Here is a 25,289-nt window from a genome sequence, read left to right as displayed (position 1 = left end):
ATGCAGAACTGGCAGCCGACCAATCCGGTGGAGCGCAGGTTCATGGATGCGCATACGGACTGGATGAGTTTCGCGAAGGAACGCGACGCGCGATTGATGATATGGCAGACCGACGAGACGGATGCGGAACTCGTGCGGCTGTATTTTCAGGTCCAGGATGAAACTTCGTGTGCGGTAAGGACGATGCGGGCGTCGTTCGTCAATGAAGCAGGGTATGCGAAGGCGCTGACGGACGAGCTTATTGCGTTCTACGACAGTCGGCGTGAGGGGTCCGCTGCGCAAGGTGTGCGGGCGGATTGGCAAGCGCCGTACGACGATGGGAAGAATCCTTTGCTGTATCTGTTCACGGTTGCCGACAGCCTGATGCAGCACCATCCGGATATTTTCCCGGCGATGGTCTTCGTGCTGGAGCCGGCGAAAGTGCGGGATGACGCGGCATGGGTGCAGTGGATGGATGGCTTGCTGACGATCATGGCGGTCGCGCCGCAGCTTGGCGAGCGCGTGCGTTTTGTGGTGCCGCGCATCGATATCGCGCCGTTTGAAGCCTTGATGCAACGGCATCGCGCCGCGGTGCGCGTTGTACAAGGCAAGTATTCGATGGCGAGCGTGCCGCGCGAATTGCTGGCGGAGTCGGGCGAGCGCGGGCCGAGTGGTGAGTTTAGACGACATTTCGTGATGCTGACCGAGGTGATTGAAGGCGGTAATCCGGTTCGGCTCGAAGAATTGCGTGCGGCGGCGCTGAAGGTAGCTCAACGCGAGCAGTGGTTCGACCAGTGCGTTGTCGTGCATTTGATCGCAGGTGCGGCGTATCTGAAGTGGCGCGATCGCGAGCGTGCGATAGAAGCGTACCGGAGCGCCGCCAGCAGCGGCATGCTCGCGGTCGAGGCAGGGCATCCGGCAGGGCACAAGCTTGTTGCTAACGGGCTGTTCGGCGAGGCGAGCGTGCATCTGACGCACAAGGATTACGCTCACTCGGCGTATTGCTATGAACGCGCAGCGGCGTCGACCACGGCTGCAAAAGACGGGCTGATGACCGTCGAGGCGTGGCGCATGAGCGCCGTGTGCTGGGAGCGGGCAGGAGAGCGAGAGCATGCGCTCGAGGCGGGGTTCAATGCGCTCGATGCGGGATTGATGGTCGACGAACCGATGCGGGCGAAAAGTAATCTGCCGATGGTTGTCGAGTGGATGATTTCGCAGTTGGGTGTGCAAGACCGGCGGCGCAACGCGCTCAGCGAGAAGGTCGCCGCGTTGCGCGGTGGGCGCTGAGCGGGGAGGATGACGTGGGACTACTGGCCGTCAAGCATCTGGATCCCGTCGTTGGCATCGACGTTCATTCGGTGTTGGTTGCACCTAGCCCGACGCCGGTGTTTCTACCGCATCCCCACGTCGGGTTCATGCTCGACCTGCGGGAGTATGTCGAGGCGGCGAAGGGCGTCGTTGGCAGCATCGCGATGGCGATTGTTCAGGAGAAGGTGACCGAGTATCTCGAGGACCATCCGGATGTCGTGAAGAAGCTCGACGATGCGGCAGCGTTCACGTCGGGAAAACTGACGGATATCCAGGACAACTCGATCGTCGAGGAGGGGCTGAAACTCGAACAGCAAGCCGCGGCACTACGGAACAGCATTGGAAGCGTGCTCGGCGCAGGCGTCGGAATGGGTGGAGCCGCCGGCAGGCCGATATTCGTGAACGGCTTGATGCGGGCCACAGTCGGGACGCATTCGTATCACGTTCCGGGGCTGCATTTTCCACTCGGGGAGTCGTTCGCACCTCCGCCGGCGCCGGATCCCATGCCGTCGGACGACGCGGAGTCGTACATGGGCAGCCGGACGGTACTGGCCAACAACGATCCGATGTCGTTCATGGCACTGCCGGCGCTGAGCTGCTGGTCGGTTGGCATGGAGCCGCCGGGGCACAACAGCGCGCATACGGAGCGGACTTATCCGTCGATGCCGAGTTCGGTGATGCTGCCGATTCCGGCGGGAAGGCCGGTGATGGTCGGCGGGCCGCCGGTGTTGAATATGGCTGCGGCGGCGAAGGGGCTGTTCAAGGCGTTTCAGGGGTCGAAGTGGGCGAAGAAGCTCGCGGACAAGCTGAATCTCAAGCCGGGTTTTCTGAAATGCAACATCCTGCATGCGGAACCGGTGGACGTCACGACAGGAGAAGTCATCGTTGCGCAGCACGACTTCACTGTCACCGGACATCTTCCTCTCGAATGGAACCGGCGTTATGCGAGCAGCGACCGGCGCCTCGGTACCATTGGCGTCGGATGGAGTACGCCAGCAGACATTCAATTGAATCTCGTTTCGCGCGACGACGGCATCGGGGCAGCCGTCTACTTCGTCGATCACGCCACGGCATTCGATGAAGTTCCCAGGCATGAGGGGTGGTCGACGCGGGTCTACGATTGGCAATACGGCTATGCACTGTATTCCCGCGACAATCAACTGGTACTGAGAACGGGCGAAGGCATCGAATACGGGTTCTCGTTACCGCAATCGTGGGACGCGGCTGTCGGCAGCCTAGCCAACACGCCCGCGCTAACGCTGATGCTCGACTGGATCGGCGATCTCCATGGTCACGCGTGGCTGTTCGAGCGCAAGCCTTCAGGTCATCTTTCGCGAGTACTTGAACATGACGTCGAGGGTCCAAGCGGACGATGCATCGAATGCGAATCCAGTATCGTCTCGGATGTAGCGTTAACGACGTCGATGACGCTAATCGATGCCGACATGCATGCATATCCGCTCGCGGGGTACGAATACGATCGCGAATTGAATCTGGTCGCAGCACTCGACGCCATTCGCAACTCGTGCCCTTTCAACTACGAGAACGGCAATCGAATGACCGGGCATACGAGCGCACGCGGCGTTTCGTTCCATTACAGCTATCTGCAAGGTAGCGACGGCATATGGCGTGTCGATCACGCATGGGGCGATGAGGGCGTGCTTGATTACCGCTTCGCCTACGATCTCGACCGATACGAAACGCGCATTACCGATTCCATCGGACACGTCGCCGTCATCCAGATGAACGGGCGTCACGTTCCGATCGCCGAGATCGACGTACTCGGAGGCATAACCAGCTACGGTTACGACGCCCATGGGCGAACCAGTACCGAGACGGACCCGATGGGCCGTACGTCTCGATGGGAATACGACGTGCACGGCAATCTGACCGCGCAATTCATGCCGGACGGTCAGGCTGTCCGAACCGAATATGATGCGAATCACAAGCCCCGGTTCGTCACCGCCCCGGGGGGGCGCCAGTGGCAATACGAATGGGATTCACGCGGACGCCTTCTCTCTTACATCACCCCATCCCGAGCGATATCCAGATACGAGTACGACAGTCATGGTCGCATCACATCCTGGACCGGACCGAACGGCGATGCGACGACATTCGGTTACGACCGTCATGGCAATCTCACTTCAATAATCGATGCGCTTGGGAACGCCACGCAATACGAGCGTGACGCGCGTGGATACGTCGTTGGCACTGTCGATGCAGCCGGACATGAAAACCGATACGAACGCGATCCATGCGGCAGGCTCGTGCGAGCCATCGAATCCGACGGACGTGAAACCCACTGTACCTACGACGCAGATGGCAATCTGGTGCGGTATCACGATCCGGCCGGCCATGTGATACGCCTAACCTATACAACGCTTGGTGAGATCGCTAAGCGTATTCAGCCGGATGGCACCGAAGTCCAGTATCACTACGATCCTGAAGGACAACTTGTCGAGGTTGTCAACGAGCGAGGAGAGCGCTACCTGATCAAGCGCGACGCGCTAGGAAGAATAGTCGAAGAAATCGACTATTGGGGGCAGTCACGCCGCTACGAATACGGCCAGACCGGTGAACTCCTACGCTCGATCAACCCTCTCGGTCAAACAATCCACTATCGATATGACAGAGTGGGGCGAATCGTCGAGAAACGCATTCCCGATCCGGACCAGCAGAACGGATTTCGTACGGATTGCTTTCATTACGACGAACATGGGGATCTTGTCCGCGCATCAAACCCATCCGTGATCCTTCAGTTCAGATATGACTGCGACGGCCAGCTGATCGAAGAACGACAGGGTAACAACTTCAGGCTTTTCAATCGATACGACGCTGCCGGTAATCGCGTCGAACGAAAAACACATCTCGTTTCCGGTGGCAAACCCGTCGAGCAATCGATTCGTTACGGCTACAACGCATTGAATGCCGTCGTCCGAATCGAGATCGACGGACACGCGCCGATCGTTATCGAACGGGATGCGCTTGGTCAAATCCGCGACGAACGCCTGGGCGATGTTCTCCGCCGCGAGATGTCGTATGAAGCAAGAGGGCGTTTGTCTCGGCAATCGCTGCTTGCCGAGACCGGGGAAATGTTCGCAATCGAGTATGCGTATAACGCGAACGGCGATCTGATCGAGCGACGCGATTCCCGGTCGGGTATAGAGCGGTTTCAATACGACCCGGTCGGAAACGTCGTTGCGCATATCGATCCCGCGGGTACGGTACGTCGTTTTCTGTACGATCCCGCCGGAAATCTGCTGCGCACCAAGAATTTTCTGACGGGCGCTATCCAGAACAGTTCGACGTCGCGCACATGGTTGCGCGAAGGGTGGCACGGCGACAGTCGCTACGTGTTCGACAGAGCGGGCAATCTCACGCACAAGCAAGATGCGGAACAGGATATTGCGCTTCGATGGGACGCCGCAGGGCAATTGACCGAGACGCTAGCGACCCGGCACTCAGGAAAAAGCAACCGCAGTCACGATTGTCGTATTCGCGTGCGGTACGAATACGACGCTTTCCAGCGACGAACCAGGAAAATCACGTCGACACTGCGGCGCGAAGTCAGCCGAACGTGTGTCCATCGATTCTTCTGGGACGGCGATATGCTCGCCAGCGAATTACGGTTCGATGCCGAAACGACGGACGAGATCACACCAGAAGCCGAGCAAGCCGCGTGTCGCCCCGGCATGGTCCAACCGGGCATGCGCGACGCGCCAACTCGTCAGGACGTACGGGACTGGATCTATTATCCGGACACATTTCGTCCGATCGCAATGGTTCATCGGAACTCCAACGTTGATATAGGGCGCACGACGCGACAAGACGAATATCCAGGCGAGACAGACGAGCCTTTACGAAAACGGTCGCGACCGCCTGCGCTGGTTCCAGACTACGCCACGCAAATCGACACAGCTGATCGGTCGCAGTCCTATCATCCTCGTGGCACAGTCTACTTCTTTCACAATGACCCGAACGGCGCACCAGTCCGCCTGGTCGATGAACATGGCGACGTCGCGTGGGAAGTGAGTTACGCCACATGGACAAGCGATGCCCCGATACAGGGGAAAGACAGAACGAATCTTGATCAGCCCATTCGTCTTCAAGGACAGTACTACGACGAAGAAACCGGTTTCTGCTACAACCGATATCGGTATTTTGACCATGAAATCGGGCAATTCATCAGTCAGGACCCGAGCCGGATCGAGGGCGGTCCAACCCTCTATCAATATGCTCCGAATCCTGCCTCCTGGGTCGACCCCTATGGTCTTGCGAACACCATTGACGGACAGGGGAATACGGTCCCGATCGTCGCCCTGGGTATCCCTGATAGGACCTTGTTCAAACCCAAGTCCGGCATCACGACGCCATACTCGCGCAATTCAAAATGCGGACCAACCCCAGCACAAACGAGGGCGGTACAAGGCAAACCATGCGCGGAGTGTGGCCAGACGAAGCCCAGGATGATTGCGGACCATATCGATGCACTTGTGGTCGAGTATTATCGAACCGGCGCCAACGACGTCAGCGTGCAATCGTCAGTTGCCGCAGTGCAACCACATTGCCCCACTTGCTCGCCATCCCAAGGGGGCAAGGCATCGGCATTTTCGAAAGCAATGAACAAGATTCTCGGTATCTGAACGCACATCCGGAAGAGGAAGATGGAATCACGACACGAAGCAGCGATTGCGGTAATGCAGCGCGAAGTATGCGAACGATATGGGTTGCGCCGCGAACCCGTGGAGGACATGGTCGCCTTCGCGACCTCGACTTTGGGTCAGATGCCTGTCTATGGCACGCGCGTTGAACGCGGTGCGGGAGACAATATCAGTTGGTACTTTCATTGTGGTGAATACTCGGACGCCGACGATTTCTATCAGCCGATACATACGGAGCATCTTCAACAAATGCTGCCGCTCGTCATCAAATATCTCGCGTTACCGCCGGGCACACATTTCATCATCGACGATCAAGGATACGAAGATGTGTGGCAGGAGCCGGCCTGAAATCGTCGCGGTAGTCGACCGCCGGGTCAATGATCGTCGCAACTCGGTTTGCGTGCAATTTTGATTTTACATAACGTGAATTATCGAATTTTTGGGTGTAGTAGCTTTTTAGATGGAATGGTCGCCTCCCGCCTTAACGGGCCGTCCGGCGCCGCAATCTCGCGTCCAGAGCATGCGACATTGCTGGTTCGGCAGCCTAGCCGACAAGGAGAACCAGATGGAACCCACGACCATTGCCATCGATCTAGCCAAGCGCGTTTTTCAGATTCACTTTGTGGACCCGGACGGCACGATTCACAGCAAGGTGCTCAAGCGTGCCCAGATGCTGCCGTTCTTCGCCAACCGGCCGGCGAGCCACGTCGTTATGGAGGCCTGCGGCAGCGCTCATCATTGGGCCCGGGTCCTGGCGCGGCTCGGCCACGACGTGCGGCTCATCGCAGCTCAGTTTGTGCGGCCGTTCGTGAAGTCAAACAAGAATGATGCGGCTGACGCCGCGGCGATCTGGGAGGCTGCCCAGCGTCCCGGCATGCGGTTCGTGGCCGTTAAGACCGAAGACCAGCAGGCCATGCTGGCGATGCACCGGATACGCCAGCAACTGGTCCGGATTCGCGTCATGCAGGTCAACCAACTTCGCGGATTGCTCTACGAGTTCGGCGTCGTGTTGCCTCAAGGCCGTCGTGCATCGGTCGACGCCGCCAAAGCCGCGCTGGCGTCACTGGCCGACGAGTTGCCGGCCATGCTGCTAGACAGCCTGCAGGATCAGCTTTCGCGACTCCGTGCGCTCGATGAGCAGATTGCTCGGATCGAGCAACGCATTCTCAATTGGCGTCGCAATGACGACGCATGCCTGCGCATCTCTGAGATTCCGGGCGTGGGCGTGCTCACGGCAACTGCCGCGGTTTCGGTCATTGGACAGGCAAGAACGTTTCGCTCGGGGCGGGAGTTTGCCGCCTATCTCGGTCTCGTGCCGCGGCAAAACGGCTCGGGAGGCAAAATCAAGCTCAGTGGGATCAGCAAACGCGGTGACGTTTATTTGCGGACGCTGCTGATCCACGGCGCGCGATCGGTCATCTCGAGCTCAAAGCACTTGCCGGAGCGTTTGCGTCAGATGCTGTCCCGACGACCAACGAACGTCGTTGCTGTTGCACTCGCAAACAAGATGGCGCGAACAATCTGGGCGCTGCTGGCGTATGGCCGAACGTATGAGGCAGCACCGTCGCAGTAGTCAAGCTTCAATCCCTTTAACCCATCCACGGTTGCACAGGTGATGCTGAAAGATGGCAAGACAGGTTGGACCGCGCAAGGGCAAGCCTGAGACATTTCTCGGACCTCGAGTCCGCTATTTAGATTAGGAACCTTGCGGCGAAATCCATCGGGGCCGGCAGGCACGTCCTGCGATCGAGTCCGGATATAAGTCCGCAACCACCCTCCTCGCCACGATCAAAAATCACCTTGCAAATGGGAGGCGACCATATAAGAAATGTCGTGTTCGTGTCGCGTAAGCTGACCGGCCGCTGGGTCACCACTGCCTGACGCGGTCTCAACATCCGTCTGCTCACCCGCACCCGATGCTCGACAGGTCAATCGCGCGCCCTCAACGTCTTCCTTCCTGGATCCTTCAAGCAGCTAATGCCGGCGATGATTCATCCGTGACATCCGGGTTGAAACGGGTCATGCAGTTCAGGTCAAGTGCGCGTATCTGCTCGGTCATGAAGTCGACGAAGATACGAATGCGTGTCGGCAGATGTTGCCGACTGAGATAGCAGATGTAGTGACCGCGATCTTCCGGCAAATACTTCGCCAGCGCGACTACGAGCTCGTTCGATGCAAGGTGGTCGCGAATCTGATAGCCCGCCATCTGCGCGATACCCGCTCCGCGTAGAACCGCCTGCAACACCAGATCCGCGTCATTGAACGTGAGGCGGGACGTCGGCAAGTACTTTTGTACTCGGCCTTCGACGTTGAATTCCCATTCGAAGATACGGCCGCTCGCAAAACGGAAGTTGATGCACTCGTGCCGGTCGAGATCCTCCAGGCTCTGCGGGAGCCCGTGCCTCGCCACGTACGATGGTGCTGCGCAAAGCGCCATCTGCATCGGAATCAGTTGCCGCGCAATGATGCTGGAGTCCTCGATGCGGCCATTGCGAAACGCCACGTCGATCCGTTCCGACACCAGGTCGATCGGCCGGTCGTCGAGCAGCAGGTCGAAGACGATGTCGGGGTACGCCTGCGCAAACGTTTCCAGCAACGGCGCAACGATTTTCCGGCCAAACCCCACCGCCGAGCTAATACGGATCAGGCCGCGCGGCGGCCCCTGCCGCAGTTCCAGCATGTCGTTCATGGCCTCGACGATCTGCGCGACGCCCTGGCGGCAGTTCTCGAAGAATCGCTGGCCTTCGCACGTCAGCTCGGTCATGCGCGTGGTCCGCTGGAACAGCCGCGTACTTAACTGCGCTTCGAGCTTCTGGACATTCCGGCTCACGGCCGGCCGTCCGACGCCGAGCCGTTCGGCGGCCTTTGTGAAGCTTCCCTCGCTCGCCACTGCAACGAAGGCAAGGATGCCTGCATAGCTCGCACCGAAGCTCGCGGACAGTGCATCGGCGCGACCGGTCAGGTCGCGACGAACGCCGTGCTCCGATGGTTCCGAATGATTCATTTCCGCTTCCTCAGACATGTCGCTCACTCCGATTGCCCGTTACCGGCGTGCGCCGGCGAACCGCTGCACGTGCGAACGCGAATCAGCTTCTTGCGAGCCACTGGTCGAGACCGATGCGGCCGAGTCGCGCACTCCCAAGCGGCACCAGCGATTTCTCCTCGACGCGGCCGCCGTAGTAACGGGCGTCGCGATCGGTCACCACCGTACGCGTATCGCCGACCGATTTCAGATACCGTGCGACGATCTCCGCGAACGGCGCGCGATCCGGGCCCGCGATCTCGACCGTGCCGTTCCGCGGCCCGGCGAGCGCGACCTGCACGACGAGCGCCGACACGTCTTCCGCAGCGATCGGCTGAAACAGGCCGTCGCCGATGCGGATCGTGCCGTCTACCGTGCCGGCATCCGCGATGCCGCCGATGAATTCCATGAATTGCGTCGCGCGAACGATGGTGTACGGAACGCCCGCCGCTTCGATCGCCTGTTCCTGCGCGACCTTCGCCGCGAAATAACCGTTCCCCGGCATGCGGTCGCAGCCGACGATCGACAACGCGACATGGTGGCGCACGCCGGCGGCCACTTCCGCCTTGCCGAGATTGCGTGCCGACGTGCGGAAGAAGTCCAGCACCGCCTGCGGCTCCCATGACGGCGCATTCGCCACGTCCACGACGACGTCCGCGCCCGTCAATGCGTCAGCCAGGCCTTCGCCCGTGATGGTATTGACGCCGGTGCGCGGCGAGGCAGCCAGCGCATGATGGCCGGCCTCGCCGAGCAGCGCGACGACACGCGAGCCGATCAGGCCCGAACCACCGATGACAACGATCTTCATCGCAAAATCTCCTGACGAATGGATTGCATTGGACTGCGAGGGGTACGCGACGGCGTCGGATCTGTTGAAAGGCGGTCATGGCCGTCGCATGACGTGCCGCAATTGTGGAAGAATCATGTCCTATCCATAAGTGCCAAGAATCGTCGATCGGACTGGTCCATACCGCATCTGTTCCCGTCCTGTTCGCGCTACCCGAGAGACCGTGATGTCTGCGCAAACGCCCCCGCTGGCCATCGAAATCGACCGGCAACACCAGTTGCCCGTCTATCTGCAGATTTGCGAGCGGTTCAAGGCCGCGATCGCCGCCGGTCATCTGCGCCCCGGCGATCGCGTGCCCGCGCTGCGCGGCCTGGCGACGCAACTGAATACGGCGCGCGGCACGGTCGAACAGGCCTACACGATCCTGGTCGACGAGGGCTATCTGCAAATGCGCGGCGCGGCAGGCACATTCGTCTCGCCGTCCCTCCCGGTCTCGCTGACGCAGCCGCCGCCCGCCCCCGCCGAACACGCCGACCCGCAACGTGCGTCAGTCGGATCGAACGACACCCCGCCGCCACGCCGAGCGCAGCCGATCGCCGTCGCGCTGAGCGGCGAGCCGCGCCCGCTGCAACCCGGGCTCCCGGCGCTCGACGCATTTCCGCGCAAGGTCTGGCACCGGCTCGTGTCGCAGCGCGCGCGCAGCAGCGAACGCGCACTGCTCGGCTACCCGAATCCGGCCGGTTACCGGCCGCTGCGCGAACACATCGCCACCTATCTGACGCTGTCGCGCGGCGTCACCTGCGTGCCGGAACAGGTGTTCGTCACCGGCGGCTACCGCGCCACGCTGGAACTCATACTGCGCAGCCTCGCACGGGCAGACGAGCGCGTGTGGTTCGAGGATCCCGGCTATCTGCTCGCACGCGGGTTCCTGTCCGAGACCGGCGTACAACTCGTCCCCGTGCCGGTGGACGCCGACGGGATCGACGTCGAACGCGGCATGCAGCTGGACGCGCAGGCACGCTTCGCGCTGGTGACGCCGTCGCATCAGAGCCCGCTCGGGCATACGCTGTCGCTGTCCCGCCGCATCGCGCTGCTCGACTGGGCCGAAAAAATGTCGGGGTGGATCGTCGAGGACGACTACGACAGCGAGTTCCGCTATCTCGGCCGCCCGCTGCCCGCGTTGAAGAGTCTCGACCGGCGCGATCGCGTGATCTATTGCAGTACCTTCAGCAAGGCGATGTACCCCGGTTTGCGGCTCGCCTACGCGGTCGTGCCGGAGCGCGCCGTGGAGCGCGTCGAACGCGTGGCGTGCAGCATGAATGCCGGGTCGCCGCCGCTCCTGCAGGCGGCGCTGGCCGATTTCATCGAACAGGGGCACTTTGCCCGCCATCTGAAGCGCATGCGCGCGCTGTACGGCGAGCGCCGCATGCTGATCGTGCATGCATTGCGTCAGGCGTTCGGCGAGCGGCTGATCGTCGAATTGCCGGTGGGCGGCATCCAGTTCGCGGTGCGATTCACCGACGGGCCCGATGGGCCGGTCGACGACGTCGCCGTCGCCGCACGCGCGCGCGACGCCGGGCTCGCGGTCGTGCCGCTGTCGATCTGGTATGCGAACAGCCACACGCAGCTCACGCCGCGCGGCCTCATCATCGGGTTCGCGAACATCGTCGACGCGGACGAAGCGCAGCGTCACGCGACAACGCTGCGCGCCTGCGTCGGCCGCTGACGCGCGGGCCGCAGCCGGGTGGGGTGTCACAGTCCTGCGTCACGGCCCCGATTGGTGTCCGACGGGAAACATTGAATCGCCCGCGACGGCCATACCGTCGCACGGTGCGCTCCGCTAGCATGGGGGCGCCCTTCTCCGTGGACGAACCTGGATTCGGGCTGCACCGGAAGATCGCCACGCTCCGCATACGATCGTTCGCTCCACCTTTCGTGAAGATGCCGTCTGCCCGGGCCGTGCAGCCCCCCTTTGCAACACGCTTCGACAAATGAACGACCGGGAATCGAAGCGTCGCTGAACTCGAGCACGCATCATGAATGACAACAAGCTGCAGGCCCCTCCGCTCTCCCTCCTCGACAGGTATCGGGGTCGCGATTTCCAGCCGCTCTATACGACGAGCGTCACCGTGTCCGGTGGCGAAACGGGACACGGCCGCGCATCCGGCGTCGTGCGCTCGGACGACGGGAACCTCGCCGTCGATCTGCGCCTGCCCACCGAGTTGGGCGGACCCGGCAATGGGACCAACCCCGAGCAATTGTTCGCGGCGGGCTTCGCCGCGTGCTTTCACGGTGCGCTGAACCTGCTCGAGCAACGCGCCGGCATGGAACCCGCCGATACGGTCGTGGAGGTGCGGGTTTCGTTTGGCCGCGATCCGATGGACGGCGGTCATGCATTGCTCGTCGACGTCCGCGTCCGGATGCCCGGCGTCGATCAAGACATCGCGGAAGAACTGGTTCGAGCCGCGGAGCGCCTGTGCCCGTACGCAAAGATGGCCAGACCAGCCACCGTCAATATCGTGACTGTCGTTGATTGACGCGACGCCCGTCGGGCGGTAGCGGCACCTGTCCGCTGAAGACCTTCGTTGCTGCTCCGTCGTGCGTGGCGCTGCGCCGCGCATTCGGGGACGCGCCGAGTCCTCGATGAGGCAAATGAAATGCATCTCGGAAAATCGTACAAGTTGTCGGAGTTCCTGATCTGGACACGGTGGAACATCTACGCGCTTTTCGTCTTCGGGACTGTGCCGGTCATTCTGTACAAGTTCCTGTGCGTCACATGGTTGTCGATCCCGCTGACGATCGTGGTTCTCCTCGGAACCGCGACGTCGTTCATCGTCGGCTTCAAGAATGTCCAGACGTACAACCACGCAACGGACGCGCTGGAAATCTGGACCGAAATCGTGGGCAAGAGCCGTCGTTGGGGCCAGATCGCGCGCGATTTTGCCGGCGACGAAGCGATTTCCCGCACGTTGATCGATCGGCACCTTGGATGGCTGACCGCGCAGCGATACGAACTGCGTCGCCCTCGGGTCTGGGAAAGCACGAGCAAACTCTACAACGCGGAGTACCGCCGGTTCTATCGCGTTCCGGAGTGGGAACAGGACATCAGGGACGTGTTGCTGAAATACCTGTCGCCGTCCGAGACGGCACAGGCGCTCTCTTCCGCGTCCATCGCGACATTCGTGCTGAACCTGCAATGCAGTGCGCTCAGGACGCTTCACGCGGCCGGTCGGCTGAATACGAGCTTCTATATGGAGCTTCACAAGACGATCGGGGATTTCATCGCGCTCCAGTCGAGATCGGAACGTTTCAAGAACTTCCCGTATCCGCGACAGTACGCGACCGTCAGCTCGCTGTTCGTCCGGTTCTTCTGCCTGTCCCTTCCGTTCGGTCTTCTGAACGAATTCAACCGGCTGAACGATGGCGTGAGCGGCTTCATGCACGGCAACATGGTATGGCTGGTCGTGCCATGCAGCGTCGCGGTGTCGTGGATGTATACGTCGCTCGACCAGGTCGGCGAAAGCACCGAGAATCCGTTCGAAGGCGGTGCGAACGACGTTCCCATTTCGACGCTGTGCGGCACGATCGAGCGCGATCTGAAAGCAATGCTCGGAGATCCTGCCGACCATCCGTGCGACCACACGATCATTGCGCTATAGGGAACCGGGCAGTTTCTCGCCGGCATCGGGCCGAAGGTGGCGCACGTCCGATCACCTGCGTACGATTCCCGGCGGCCTCGTTCAGTGCGCGCCGCCCGCCATGCCACCACCGCCCCTGGCGGGCTTGGTGAGCCAGACCAGCGGCACGATCACGATGAAGATGATCGACGACAACCAGCGCCCATCGGTCTCGCCACCGCAGTCGTGGAAAAATCCATGCGCCCGGGCACCCGTCGCTCTCACCGTATTGGTACGGAGCGGGCAACACCATGCATCCCGAGCCGATCTGGTCCGGCGGCGCGTCTTTGACTAGCATGCGAGTGCGCGTCGGCCATCGTTCGAACGATGGGTGATGGAATCGACTCGCCGGCAAGGCCAGCCCCCTTGCGCCGATGTGCTTCGACACACCACGCACCGTCCGGATACGCAAGATTCGAACGTTCGCGTTCGCCGATTACAGACCGGGAGACGTATGGAGAACGAGAGGTTGCAACCTCCGCCGCTGACGCTACTCGACAAATACCGGGGGCGGGAATTCGCCCCGCTCTACACGACGACGGTTACCGTCTCCGGAGGCGAATCCGGGCACGGCCGTGCTTCGGGCGTCGCGCGCTCCGACGACGGCTGTCTCGCCCTCGATCTGCGGTTGCCGACCGAACTCGGTGGTCCGGGCGGCGGGACCAATCCCGAACAGCTTCTTGCCGCCGGCTACGCCGCGTGCTTTCACGGCGCGCTGAGCCTGCTCGCGCAACGCGAGCGGATCAATATTCGCGACGCCACCGTGTCCGTCGAAGTCACGTTCGGTCGTGATCCGATGGATGGCGGATATGCGCTGATCGCCAATATCACCGTCCGCATGCCGGGTATCGACCGGCAGGTCGCGGAACGTCTTGTCCGCGACACGGAACGCCTGTGCCCCTATACGAAGATGGCGCGGCAGGGAATCTGCAGTGTCCTCGCCGTGTCGGCGTGACTGAATCTCGCCGGCATACGTGGCGAACGATTGGTGCCGAAGCGACAACAGAGTGCACACGCACCCGGTACTACTGACCCGCGGGACCCGCGATTACGATGGCTGCCAAGCGGGTCGTGCGATCAATCGGGATACGCAGGGTCGGCAGTACCCCCTTCCACCAATCAGGAGAACGGATCATGACGCAACGTATCAACTACTTTCAGCAATCGCCGGAATTCACCAAGAAACTCGTCGAGCTCGACGGGTTGTTTCAAAAGACGACGATCGAAGCGCCGGTCCGCGAGCTCGTCGAGATTCGCGCATCACAACTGAACGGCTGCGCGTTCTGCGTCGACATGCACGTCAAGATGGCCCGGATCCACGGCGAGCGCGAACTGCGCATGCATCACGTCGCGATCTGGCGCGAGTCGACGCTCTTTTCGCCGCGCGAACGCGCCGCGCTCGCATGGACCGAAGCCCTGACGCATCTTCCGTCGGATGGCGTGCCGGATGATCTCTACGAACGCGTGCGTACCCACTATTCCGAAAAGGAGCTGTCGGATCTGACCTTCCTCGTCGGTGCGATCAACTGCTGGAACCGGCTGAATGTCGCGTTCCGCATCGTGCCCGGATCGTTCGACAAGACGTTCGGGCTCGACAAGGCCAACCTGGAGTAACGACATGAAACGCATCATGCTCGCACTTGCACCGCTCGCGCTGTCGCTGCTGATGCCCGTTCAGCCGGCCGCCGCCGCGCCGCAAGCGACGGTTACAACGCTGACCACGGAGCCGTTGCCCGAGTATCCGGGCAAGGAGGTCGAGATGATCGTCGTGGATTATCCGCCCGGCAGCGTCGATCCCGTTCATCGTCACGACGCGCACGCATTCGTCTACGTGCTGGACGGCAGCATCGTGATGGGCCTGAATGGCGGGAAGGAAGTCACGCTCCATGCCGGCGATACGTTCCACGAAGGCCCGAAAGACATACACACGGTCGGCCGAAATGCCAGCAGCACGAAGCCGGCAAGATTCGTCGTGTTCCTGATCAAGAACAATGGGGCGCCGGTCCTCACGCCCGTGAATTAGCGCAATCGTTGTCGAGGCCCGGCCACGCCGGGCCGCTTCCCCGGTTTTGGTCGAGCCAGTGCGTCGCGATCGCGCACTACCTATATTGCGCGGGACGCGCCAAACCAGTCATGCGCGAAGGCGTTTCTGTGGAAAGGCTGAGCAGTAATACTGGCGCTCGCTTTGCCTCTCATGTCAGTCGGTGATTTTTGCCGTTCGGACAACATGATGTACACATTCGCGACGCTACTGACTCTCACCATCCAAGACTACTATCCGTCACGCGCTCCTTCGAAATGCGAGCAAAACGAAGCGCGCGACGTTCGTGGTCGTACTGTTTGACCGTGCCGTGCTGCGCGGCTTACTCCACTTAATCAATAGGACTATTGAAGATGAGCAAAACAATCCGCAATGTGCAGCCAGTTATCGCCAACCTTGGCAAAGAAGGGTCGGGCGAACTCGTGCCTTCCCGCTATGCCGTGCGCGTGGGTGACGTCGACGTCGTGTTGATTAGCGATGGCGTTTTGCCGCTGCCGACGTCCACCATGTCAACCAACGTGAGCGAAGCCGACCGCAACGAATGGTTCGACGGTCGTTTCCTCCAGCGCGACATGTTCGACTGGGCGCTGAATATCGCGCTCGTGCGTAGCGGCGAACGCCTGATCCTGATCGACTCGGGCGTGGGTGACGGATTCGAATACTTCTCGCGCGCCGGTCGGTCGGTGATGCGCCTGGAAGCGGCCGGCATCGACCTGGCGGCGATCACCGATATCGTGATTACACATATGCACATGGATCATGTCGGTGGACTGAACGTGAATGGCGTCAAGGCCAAGCTGCGCCACGACGTACGCATTCACGTGTCGGCCACGGAAATGGAATTCTGGAAAAACCCAGACTTCAGCAAGACGGTGATGCCGGAAACGGTACCTCCCGCGCTGCGCAAGGCTGCTGCAAAGTTCGTGGAACTCTACCGCGAAAACATCGTGCAGTTCGATCAGACCGTGGAAGTCGCCGCGGGCGTGTCGGCCCGCGTGACGGGCGGTCATACGCCGGGACACTGCGTCGTGGACATCGCGTCCAACGGCGAGAAACTGACGTTCGTGGGCGACGCGATTTTCGAAGTCAACTTCGACAATCCCGATTGGCAAAATGGCTTCGAGCATGATCCGGAAGGCGCTATCGACGTGCGTATCGCGCTGCTCAACGAAGCGGCTGAAACCGGCTCACTGCTGGCCGCGGCGCATGTCGCGTTCCCCTCCATCGGTCACATTGCAAAGAGCGGTGAAGGTTTCCGTTTCGTGCCGGTGCAGTGGGACTACTGATCGACGCTCGACTGGCAGCAATAGTCGTATAGGTTGCATTGACGATTGCCGGAGAACCGCCGCGAATTCACATGACTCGCGGCGGTTTTTTGTAAACGATCGCTTGTCTGCGCGGTGGCCACTCGTTCAAAGGCACTTGCACGCTCATTCAGCGCCCGCCGCCGCTGCTCTCGTACATGCCGGCGCTCGACCTCACCGGCACGAGCGACGATCGAATCGACTGAAAGTCCTGCCACGACGTTGCAGCGAAGGCAACACCGTGGTTCGCGAATCTGCCTTCCGGTGCGAATCGCTACACGATACGGTTGATACCGTTGTACTGAACTCTTACCCTTCAACGGAGCACATCATGCGATCGAGGATTTTTTTTCCCGCGATTCTATGCACTTCAGCAGCACTAGCGGTCATCCCGGCGACAGCCAGCGCGGCGCCGTTCACAATCAGGGTCGATGACCTCAGTCACGGACACTTTACGAACGAACACGTGTACGGAGGTTTTGGCTGTCACGGTCAGAACGTTTCGCCGCGCATTTCGTGGACTCACGTTCCGCGCGGCACGAAGAGCATCGTCGTGACAATTTTCGACCCCGATGCGCCGACCGGGGGACTCGGCTGGACCCACTGGGAGATCGTCAATATTCCGCCTTCGGAGTCGTCGATCGAAAAAGGCGCTTCCGGCAATCCGAAGCTCCTGCCGGCAGGCGCTGTCGAGACGTTGACGGACTTTGGCGAATCCAGATACGGTGGGCCCTGCCCGCCTCAGGGAGCGTCGCATCGATATGTCGTGACGGCGTCCGCCCTGGACGTGGCAAAAATTGACGTGGCGCCGGCGGCGAGTCCTGCAGTCGTCGCCTATCAGATGCACGGGAAAGTCATCGCTCAGGCGAAGTACGTCGCCAGATATCATCGCGCCTTGACTAACGATTGATGGTTGCGGTCACGCCAACGACATTCCACCATCGACGTTCAGGTTGATGCCGGTAACGAAGCTGCTTTCATCGCTAACGAGAAACAGTGCGGCACGAGCCAGCTCTTCTGCATGGCCCAGCCGGCCAAGCGGAATCTTTCCCGCAACGGCGGTCTCGAATGCGGGGCGATCGGCAGCGGCGATACCCAACTTGGAAAGAATGGGTGTGTCGACGGGGCCTGGACTGATCACATTGACCCTGATGCCGCGCTCTTTGAATTCGAGCGCCCAACTGCGAGCGAAAGCTTCGATGGCTGCTTTACTACCGGCATACGCCGCATGGCCTTCGAATACTTTCGAACTCGCTATCGAGCTCGTCAACAGAATGGCGCCTCCGTTGCGAAGTTGGGACGCGACTTTCTGAACACCGAAGAATACCGACCGGGTGTTCGTGGCGAATTGTGCTTCGTACTCTTCGAGACTGACTAGATCCGAGCGGGTGATCGTGTTGACGCCAGCATTGGCGACGTAAATGTCGAGGCCACCGAACCGTTCTGCAATCAACGACGCAACCCGGTCATGCGTTGCGGGATCGGCGAGGTCGCCGGTGAGGCCCATTGCCCGATCCCCAATCTCGGACACTGCGGCATTTACCGCGGCCGGACGCCGTCCGACGATCAGTACATGCGCTCCCTCGGCCACAAACAGCTTTGCCATCGCAAAGCCAATGCCGCTATTACCGCCGGTGATGACGACGACTTTGTTTTCGAGTCTGTTCATTTTGAATCTCCGTTGTTCTACGCGGACGTCGCGTAGAACGCTAATTTAGCCTTGGGTGAGACGACAGCCTACTCATCCAGCGGGACTATCAGTTTTGCCGAATGAGCACAAATGACTGTTGAGAACCTGAACGGCTTATCTGCCTTTGTTCGAGCGGTCGAGGTCGGTTCGTTCACCGGAGCAGCGCGCATGCTGATTCACCGCTACATCGATGTATGGGAGTACCCCGACGGGCGAATCGAAATCCGAGCCGATGGCAAGGTCCTGTCTTGCCGGCTTTACGACAAGCTGGCGGAAGTCGATCAAGGTGCAGTGATCGAGCAAAAGCGATTGAGCCACGTGCTGCAAGTTTCGCAAGCGATTCAGGTTCAGCGCGACAACCGTCGAGCTTCCGAATCGCCGTCGCGAACCAACCAAGGTCAGGCCGTGCGCGGTTCAAAGCAACCCGTTGGCACGAGGAAGCAACGTGCATTTACGCAGGCCGACGTCGAGCAGGTAATCTTGGATCTCGCTGAACACCGACAGGCACAGAATCAACCTCGCAAACCTGGCCGACGGTCTGCGAAGACTAACGCAGTAAGCGTAAGCGCCCTGCCCGATCAGGACCAGCTCTTCGATACGGCGTGAGCTGCAGCCCATGAGAAACAAATCCTGAACCCCTGAAAACACGACATTTCCATTTAGCTGGCGCTACGACATCTTGAAATGGCTTTGACACGCTACGCGACGAACCGGATCGCGCTGTTCTCGATGGCAGCCTGGTTGCCGTATTGCCAAGTGATGTTGCGGTGTTCATGTCCGATCGGCAGACCCGAGTAGATCGGCAGGCCGAAGCCGCCCAGCACGTCGACAAGCATCTGCTCGAGCGTGAAATCCGCGCCGTCCGGGATCGGGCAGCGCATGAATTGCCCGAGCACGAACGCGCGGGCCCCGTCGAACGCGCCGCTCAGACGCAGTTGCGTCAGGCTGCGGTCGAGCCGGTAGCCGAATTCCGTCACGTCCTCCAGCAGTACGATCGCGTCGCGTGAGCGAAGCGACCAGCGTGTACCCGCAACGCTCGCGAGCACCGTCACGTTGCCGCCGCACAGACGTCCCCGCACCGCGCCAGGGGCGCCGGACAAATGCCGCAGGCTCAGCGGGGCGCGTTTGCCACCGGTCAGCACGGCGCGCATGTCGGCACGCGTCGCGTCGTCGACCTTGGTCGCCAGGCTGTGGAATGTCGGACCATGCAACAAGCGCACGCCGGGCCGGTCTGCAAGCGCGCAGAATAGTGACGTCGCGTCGGAAAAACCGACGATCGTCTTCGGCGTCGCGATCTCGTCGGGCAGGTGCTCGAGCAGATGCGCGCAACCGAATCCCCCTCGCGCGAGCCAGACGATATCGATTGACGGATCCATCAAGGCGCGCCGCAGATCGTCCGCGCGCTCCTCGGCGGTACCGGCGAAATAGCGGTACCGGCTGCCGAGATGTGCGCTCGTCGTGACCTTGAAGCCCCAGCTTTCGACGAGCGCGATGCCGCGCTCGATTCCTTGCGGATCGGGTACACCTGCGGGCGCGACGACGCACACTGTCTTGCGTCTTGATTCCATTGAACGGATACCGTGAGGATAAGAACCCGCTGAATATACCTGATACCCTTCGCGAGCCGCTCACACCCGCGAGGCGACATTGAACGCGGGGAGATGCCATTCTCCGTCGTCCGCGAATCCGATTCGCTTCCAGCACCGCTTGAGAATAAATCCGATAATCTGTGAGCAACCCACCTGTACTACGCCTAGAAATCTAAGAGAAGCGTAGAACCAAGCGACGCAACACGCTCCCTCAAGTACCAAGATACGATTCTTTTGTTTGTGGCAGCAAAGTTGAAATGTCGCGTTTGGACCTCGGTAAGCTTGCCGGCTCCCCGTCAGATCATGGAGCCGGCGATGCACCGAACAGCACTGGTGACATTGAACATGCGAGAACTCGAGCGTCTGAAGGTAATCCAGGCTGTAGTGGATTTGGGCCTGCGGCCTGGCCGCGCGGCCGAACGACTGGGCCTGACGGTCCGGCAGATCGACCGGTGAACGCATTGCGCGCCGGCACCCCGCCCACGCGCACGCTCGCCGGCCGCCACGAAGCAGCCGGCTGCCGCCCGTTCAAGGCTCGATCACACGCGGCGTCACGAGAAAGAGCCGCTCACTATGGCCGTCCTGCCTGTCGGTCGAGCGGAACAGCGCGCCGACGAGCGGCAGCTTCGACAGCACCGGTATGCCCGATTGCGTGCTCGAGCGCGCATCCACCTTGTAGCCGGCGATCAGCAACGCCTGCCCCTGCTCGATGAACGCCTGCGTGTTGATCTCGTTCGATACGATCACCGGAATGTTGTCGACCGTTTGCTGCGACAGCTCGCCGTCGACGATCCGCACGTCGAGCTTGATCTGCGTGCGCCCGCCCTCCTCGACGACCATCGGCAGCACGCGCAGCGACACGCCCGTCGAGATGCTGTACAGGTCGGCCGACGTGTAGCCCGCGACGCGCACGAAGAACTGCTTCTTGTTGTCCATCACCGCTTCGACGTTGTCGAGCGTCGTGACTTTCGGGCTCGCGTCGGTGCGCGCCTGGTTCGACGATTCGAGCGCGTTGATCCGCGCGAGCAGATAGCGGCCCGCGTCGCCGAGCACGGCCGTCAGCGACAAACCGAGCGGGCTCGCCGGCAGGCCAACCGAATCGTTGCCAGGCAGCGTGATCGAACCGAATGTCGGATTCAGCGAACCGTTCGCATACGAGTTCTGCGACGTGAGCCCCGTGCCCGTCTGCAGATCGAGATGGCTGTTGTGCGCGCGCCAGTCGACGCCGAGCTGCTTGAGCGCGCCTTCGTCGATCTGGATGATGCGCGCCTCGATCTCGATCAAGCGCGGCTTCACGTCGAGGAGCGCGATCAGGTCCGGATACTGCGCCATGTGTTCCGGCACGTCGCGCACGAGAATCGAGTTCGTGCGCGGATCGGCCTGGATCACCGGCAGGTCGGTCGAATCGCTCGCGCCCACCGGTACGCCGTTCGCACCGCCGCTCGCGTCGGGCCAGCCGGCGCCCGACACGCGCGCCGCGCCCGGATTGGCGATCGCGGCGGCAACCATGCCGCTCGGACGCGGATCGCCGCCCTGACCGCCGAGGCCGCCGGCCGGCATGCTCGCGCCATCGCCCGACTGTGCGCCCTGCATGTACGGCGGCAGCGGCGGCAATTGCGGCACGCCGCCGCGCCCGCCGCCGAGATCCGTCATCGGTGCGGCGCGGCTGATCGGCTTGCCGACGGTCGTCTGCGACGCGCGCTTGCCGCCGCCCGGGTGATACATCCGGTTCAGCAGCGACGCGACGCCCGGCATCGTCACCGTCGTGCCGTCGACGTTGACGTCGCGGTCGGCGGCCCACGCGTGCTTCAGCGAGAACACGCGGATCGTCGTGCCGCCCGTGCGCGCGGAATTCTCGTCGAGCCGCGCGGCGACGCTCGTCACGAGCTCGACGTAGCGCGGCGGCCCCGCGACGAGCGCGGTGCGCTGCTGCGCGTTGTAGGTGACCGGATAGCGCGGATCGGCGACCTTCATCTGCTCGAGCAGGTCCCGCAGGTCGCCCATGTTCGCGTGATCGAGCTTGACGAGCGTGCTCTTCATGTCGCTCGCGGGCGTCACGTACAGCACGGTGCCGTCGTAGTACCAGACGAAGCCGAACGACGCGGAGAGCGTGTCGAGGAAGCGCTGCGGCGGCATCTTCATCTTGCCGCTGACGGCGCCGCTCACGCCGGACGCGACGTTCGCCGCGATGTTCTGGCTCGCGGAGAGGTCGCGCAGGACGTCCTTCACGTCCTTGCCTTCCGCCGCGTACTGGATTTCGGTGCTGCGCCAGCGGATCGGCGCGGCATCGACGGAAAGGCTCGCAAGCGAGCACATCAGGGACAGCAAAATGGAAATCTTGGCCTTCATGGGTCCGTCCGGTGAGGACGCGCGGCCGTCGGTCGGACAGGCGCGCGCCGCGAATGGGAGACCCGTGCAGTTAACCGCATCCGGGCGCGGCAGCGGCCGCGCGCGGCGAAGGTCCGTTCAATAGAACGAATTGATGGTCCAGCCGGTTGCGAGCGGCGTCTGAAGGAAGGTCTGGCCGCCGCCGCAATAGGAGGACGTCCACGGCGTCTTCGCGTAGCTGTCGTACGTCGCCCATTTGCTCGAAAGCCTGACCGTGTATCCGCTGCGCGGCTCGGCGGCCACGTTCAGCGTGACGTTGATCGTCGCGGCGTCTTCGCGCAATTTCGGCGACTGCGCCTCGTTGTGCGCGATCACCTTGTCGCCCTGACGGTCGATGACTTCGACGACCAGGCGCATCTGCCCTTCCCGCCCCTTCAGGTCGCAGGTCGCATAGCTCATGTGCATGTATGCGCTCACCGCAATCAGGCCATTGTTGTCGAGCTTCACCGGCCGGTCGATCGTGTACGTGTACGTGCCGTCCCGTTCGTAGGTGATGAGCGGCGGATTCGGATACCCGCCACGGTAGGTGAACCCGCATGAAAAATCACTCGCGCCAGGCGTCTCCATCAGGATCGCGCATGCCGTGTCGGTGCCGCCGATCTTGATCCCTGACTGCGGCAGCCACTTGCCGTCCTGGCATGACAGCACTTGTCCGTCCTGGCCCATCGATATGAGGCCGGCAGTTGGACGATTTTTGTCGGGCGCGCACGGCGTGTTGACGACGACACGTCCGGTGATCTCGTACTGGTTCGCGGAAACGACGCCGGGCACGATCAGGTTGTCGTTCTGATCGACCGCGAGCGCCTGCCAGGCGGCGCCCGTCCACGCATAGGCGCGGAATGTGTCGAGCGTGAGGCGCACGTCGCCTTTCTCGTTCGATGCATCGGTGGGCAGATCGTTGGTCTCTTCGACAGGATCCTTCCAGTGGCCGCCAGCGCCGCGCCACACGCCACTCTTGCAGCTCAGCAGATTGCCGAATGCGTCCGCGCCAAGCTTGCCGTTCGTGAAGTTGCCGGCCGTTCCGCAGTTCGCCGCGTCGGGGTTGCCGTCCGTGAACGTGTGCGTGAGCCAGATCGGCACCTGCATCGCGTTCGCCTCCGGATGGCCGCCGACGCCAACGCGGTACAGGTAATCGCTGTTGATCTGCTGGCCCGGGCCGTTGAAGAAGATCTCGTTCGCGAGGTGTCCCACATTCGGCGGCGTGGCGCCGTTCGGACCGCAGGTTGGCGAGCTGCCGCCGAGAAACGTGCCGAGCGGCATCCGCCACGCGTCGAATGCGCCGCGCACTTCATTCGGAAACGCCCTGCTGATCGAACCGCCACCCGGCCCCGCACTCGCGGCGACGAGCCCGAGTTCCTTGTCGCCGATCGTCTCGCCGCCGGTCGTCACGACCAGCGCGTCGAGCCCGGTGCCGAGCGCGCTCCGCTTGACGAGTACGCACGTGTTCTGGCCGTATGCATTCGTTGGCCGAAGTGCTGCAGGCAGATCATTCGTCGCCTGCAGATCGGCAAGCTTCATCACGATGGGCGTCTGCTTGTTCGCGCGCTGCAGCCAGGTATCGTAATCGCGCTTCAACGCCCGCGTGGCGGCGGCCGTCACCTGCGCCTGGTATTGCGCGGCCTGCTCCGCACGCACGTCGTCCAGCGACGAATCCATCATCATCGCGATGCCGGCGAGCATCACTGCGGCGATCGCCAGCGCGCCGAGCACCTCGATCAGCGCGATGCCGCGCGCGCGGCGACGGGAAGACTTGAAATGCATCAGTACGCTTGCCCCATCCAGACCGGCATGCCGTTCGCAATTTTCAACCCGGCTGGCAGCGGCACGCCGCTCACCGGCGCGTTCGGATTCGCGTTGCCGGGGCGCACGACCGCATTGCGATACGCGACGCCCGCGAACAGCGAACCGTCGGCGAGCGTCGTGATTTCGCCGGTGATATTGACGGACGGCGCCGCCGACGCATACGCGACAACGGTGCCGTCCATGACGTAGTTGCGCCATAGCGGGTTCGCGCCCGGATACCACGTCGGAAACGGCAGCCGCGTATTCGGCACCGCGCCGCGCGTGCCGGGATGCACGCGCGCGTAGTCGAGCGTCGCCTGCCGGTAGATGGCGAGGTTTTCGGCGAGCGCCTGCGCGGTGCGCGCCGGTTGCAGCGCGGGAATGGCGGACGGGTCTTGCAGCGTCGCATAGACAGCGGCGATCGACGCGAAGGCCAGTGCGGCGGCGAGGGCGTACATAAGTGAAGTGGGTGATGGCGAATGAGTCTGGTGGCGTCAGTTCGACGTCCAGATCATGGTGGCGTTATCGGTGCAAGCGCCTGTCGCAGCGCTCGGCGAGACCGGATAATCGACGGAATTTTCGCCAATCTTCGCCGATTTCCAGTTTCCGCCGGCCGTCAACGTGTTGACGCAGACTTCTCTCGGCACCTGCGTGTAAGTGACTGTGAAAGTCTGGTTCGCACCGGTCACGGTCACAGTCCCTCCCCACGTATTCGAAACACCGCCGTTGCCGTCCGGTGTCAGCGTCCCCGGAAACACCTTCGCCGCACTCAAATTCGCGTTCATCGAACCCGAGCCGTAGTTGTTCACCTGCCCCATGTAAAGCTTTTTTGTGCCCGTCTGAATCGCATTCAGATCCTCAGTCAGCCGATTCGTATTCGCGCTCGAGAACGCCGACCCGAGCAGCGCGATCGCGCCGACGATCACGATCGCCGCGACGCCCAGATACGCGATGCTCTCGAGCAGCGACGCACCGCGCTCCTTGCGGTGCCTCCGGCAGAACGCCGGTGTATGTCGATAGGCGGGAGGGTTGGCGAGTGGTTTCATAATGTGTTCTCCTGA

The 25,289-nt window shown here is 61.8% G+C and carries 21 protein-coding genes and 1 pseudogene; 14 read left to right on the top strand and 8 right to left on the bottom strand.

What is annotated here, in order from left to right; all coding sequences use genetic code 11:
• From BT264_RS04735 to BT264_RS04720, 4 genes are all read left to right on the top strand, one after another.
• Positions 1-1,266 (top strand): hypothetical protein, encoded by a 1,266-nt coding sequence (locus BT264_RS04735; protein ID WP_072436820.1) that lies wholly within the window; start codon positions 1-3, stop codon positions 1,264-1,266.
• Positions 1,267-1,280: 14 nt separating this feature from the next.
• The gene (locus tag BT264_RS04730; protein ID WP_177318342.1) at positions 1,281-5,930 is read left to right on the top strand and encodes an RHS repeat-associated core domain-containing protein; all 4,650 of its coding nucleotides are present in this window, start codon (positions 1,281-1,283) and stop codon (positions 5,928-5,930) included.
• A gap of 21 nt (positions 5,931-5,951) precedes the next feature.
• Entirely contained in the window at positions 5,952-6,296 is a 345-nt protein-coding gene (locus BT264_RS04725; protein WP_256260565.1) for an immunity protein Imm33 domain-containing protein, read from the top strand.
• 217 nt (positions 6,297-6,513) lie between these two features.
• On the top strand, positions 6,514-7,521 hold the full coding sequence (locus BT264_RS04720; RefSeq protein WP_072436931.1) for an IS110 family RNA-guided transposase: 1,008 nt from the start codon (positions 6,514-6,516) through the stop codon (positions 7,519-7,521).
• 393 nt (positions 7,522-7,914) lie between these two features.
• Here BT264_RS04720 and BT264_RS04715 read toward each other — a convergent pair whose 3' ends face one another.
• Both BT264_RS04715 and BT264_RS04710 read right to left on the bottom strand, forming a co-directional pair.
• On the bottom strand, positions 7,915-8,952 hold the full coding sequence (locus BT264_RS04715) for a LysR family transcriptional regulator (protein WP_072436823.1): 1,038 nt from the start codon (positions 8,950-8,952) through the stop codon (positions 7,915-7,917).
• Positions 8,953-9,034: 82 nt separating this feature from the next.
• Entirely contained in the window at positions 9,035-9,778 is a 744-nt protein-coding gene (locus tag BT264_RS04710; RefSeq protein WP_072436824.1) for an SDR family oxidoreductase, read from the bottom strand.
• 205 nt (positions 9,779-9,983) lie between these two features.
• Here BT264_RS04710 and BT264_RS04705 point away from each other — a divergent pair, with 205 nt between their 5' ends.
• The 8 genes from BT264_RS04705 (at position 9,984) to BT264_RS04670 (ending at position 17,689) form a co-directional block, all read left to right on the top strand.
• Complete coding sequence (locus BT264_RS04705) at positions 9,984-11,483, top strand: MocR-like pyridoxine biosynthesis transcription factor PdxR (protein WP_072436825.1); 1,500 nt, start codon at positions 9,984-9,986, stop codon at positions 11,481-11,483.
• A gap of 310 nt (positions 11,484-11,793) precedes the next feature.
• Positions 11,794-12,294, top strand: coding sequence for an Ohr family peroxiredoxin (locus BT264_RS04700; protein WP_072436826.1), 501 nt, complete (start codon positions 11,794-11,796; stop codon positions 12,292-12,294).
• 120 nt (positions 12,295-12,414) lie between these two features.
• A complete protein-coding gene (locus tag BT264_RS04695; protein ID WP_072436827.1) occupies positions 12,415-13,416 on the top strand; it encodes a bestrophin family protein in 1,002 nt (333 codons plus the stop codon).
• Positions 13,417-13,888: 472 nt separating this feature from the next.
• Positions 13,889-14,389 carry an Ohr family peroxiredoxin gene (locus BT264_RS04690; RefSeq protein ID WP_072436828.1) on the top strand — a complete coding sequence of 167 codons (501 nt, stop codon included), beginning with the start codon at positions 13,889-13,891 and terminating at the stop codon, positions 14,387-14,389.
• A gap of 179 nt (positions 14,390-14,568) precedes the next feature.
• The gene (locus BT264_RS04685) at positions 14,569-15,048 is read left to right on the top strand and encodes a carboxymuconolactone decarboxylase family protein (RefSeq protein WP_072436829.1); all 480 of its coding nucleotides are present in this window, start codon (positions 14,569-14,571) and stop codon (positions 15,046-15,048) included.
• A gap of 4 nt (positions 15,049-15,052) precedes the next feature.
• The gene (locus BT264_RS04680; protein ID WP_072436830.1) at positions 15,053-15,457 is read left to right on the top strand and encodes a cupin domain-containing protein; all 405 of its coding nucleotides are present in this window, start codon (positions 15,053-15,055) and stop codon (positions 15,455-15,457) included.
• Between the two features lie 371 nt (positions 15,458-15,828).
• Complete coding sequence (locus tag BT264_RS04675; protein ID WP_072436831.1) at positions 15,829-16,761, top strand: MBL fold metallo-hydrolase; 933 nt, start codon at positions 15,829-15,831, stop codon at positions 16,759-16,761.
• Between the two features lie 349 nt (positions 16,762-17,110).
• A complete protein-coding gene (locus tag BT264_RS04670) occupies positions 17,111-17,689 on the top strand; it encodes a YbhB/YbcL family Raf kinase inhibitor-like protein (protein ID WP_072436832.1) in 579 nt (192 codons plus the stop codon).
• Between the two features lie 9 nt (positions 17,690-17,698).
• Here BT264_RS04670 and BT264_RS04665 read toward each other — a convergent pair whose 3' ends face one another.
• Positions 17,699-18,448, bottom strand: a complete 750-nt coding sequence (locus tag BT264_RS04665) for an SDR family NAD(P)-dependent oxidoreductase (RefSeq protein ID WP_072436833.1) — start codon at positions 18,446-18,448, stop codon at positions 17,699-17,701.
• Between the two features lie 186 nt (positions 18,449-18,634).
• Here BT264_RS04665 and BT264_RS37865 point away from each other — a divergent pair.
• A pseudogene (locus tag BT264_RS37865) lies at positions 18,635-19,075 on the top strand (ISNCY family transposase); the annotation flags it as partial.
• Positions 19,076-19,167: 92 nt separating this feature from the next.
• Here BT264_RS37865 and BT264_RS04650 read toward each other — a convergent pair.
• On the bottom strand, positions 19,168-20,037 hold the full coding sequence (locus BT264_RS04650; RefSeq protein WP_072436836.1) for a S66 peptidase family protein: 870 nt from the start codon (positions 20,035-20,037) through the stop codon (positions 19,168-19,170).
• A 336-nt stretch (positions 20,038-20,373) separates the two neighbouring features.
• Here BT264_RS04650 and BT264_RS39535 point away from each other — a divergent pair, with 336 nt between their 5' ends.
• Positions 20,374-20,514 carry a hypothetical protein gene (locus BT264_RS39535; RefSeq protein WP_371293566.1) on the top strand — a complete coding sequence of 47 codons (141 nt, stop codon included), beginning with the start codon at positions 20,374-20,376 and terminating at the stop codon, positions 20,512-20,514.
• A 72-nt stretch (positions 20,515-20,586) separates the two neighbouring features.
• Here the strand turns inward: BT264_RS39535 and sctC are convergent, their stop codons facing one another.
• From sctC to BT264_RS04625, 4 genes are all read right to left on the bottom strand, one after another.
• The gene (sctC, locus tag BT264_RS04640; RefSeq protein ID WP_072436837.1) at positions 20,587-22,407 is read right to left on the bottom strand and encodes a type III secretion system outer membrane ring subunit SctC; all 1,821 of its coding nucleotides are present in this window, start codon (positions 22,405-22,407) and stop codon (positions 20,587-20,589) included.
• A gap of 117 nt (positions 22,408-22,524) precedes the next feature.
• Positions 22,525-24,207 carry a type II secretion system protein gene (locus BT264_RS04635; protein WP_072436838.1) on the bottom strand — a complete coding sequence of 561 codons (1,683 nt, stop codon included), beginning with the start codon at positions 24,205-24,207 and terminating at the stop codon, positions 22,525-22,527.
• On the bottom strand, positions 24,207-24,686 hold the full coding sequence (pilM, locus tag BT264_RS04630) for a type IV pilus biogenesis protein PilM (RefSeq protein WP_072436839.1): 480 nt from the start codon (positions 24,684-24,686) through the stop codon (positions 24,207-24,209). Before pilM ends, BT264_RS04635 begins: the two co-directional genes overlap by 1 nt.
• Positions 24,687-24,722: 36 nt before the next feature.
• On the bottom strand, positions 24,723-25,274 hold the full coding sequence (locus tag BT264_RS04625) for a type 4 pilus major pilin (protein ID WP_177318343.1): 552 nt from the start codon (positions 25,272-25,274) through the stop codon (positions 24,723-24,725).
• Positions 25,275-25,289 lie beyond the last annotated feature (15 nt).

The sequence above is a fragment of the Burkholderia sp. NFPP32 genome, assembly GCF_900119325.1.
Classification (GTDB): domain Bacteria; phylum Pseudomonadota; class Gammaproteobacteria; order Burkholderiales; family Burkholderiaceae; genus Burkholderia; species Burkholderia pyrrocinia_C.
Note: the sequence above shows the minus strand (reverse complement) of the source record. Positions and strands in the feature narration are given on the sequence as shown.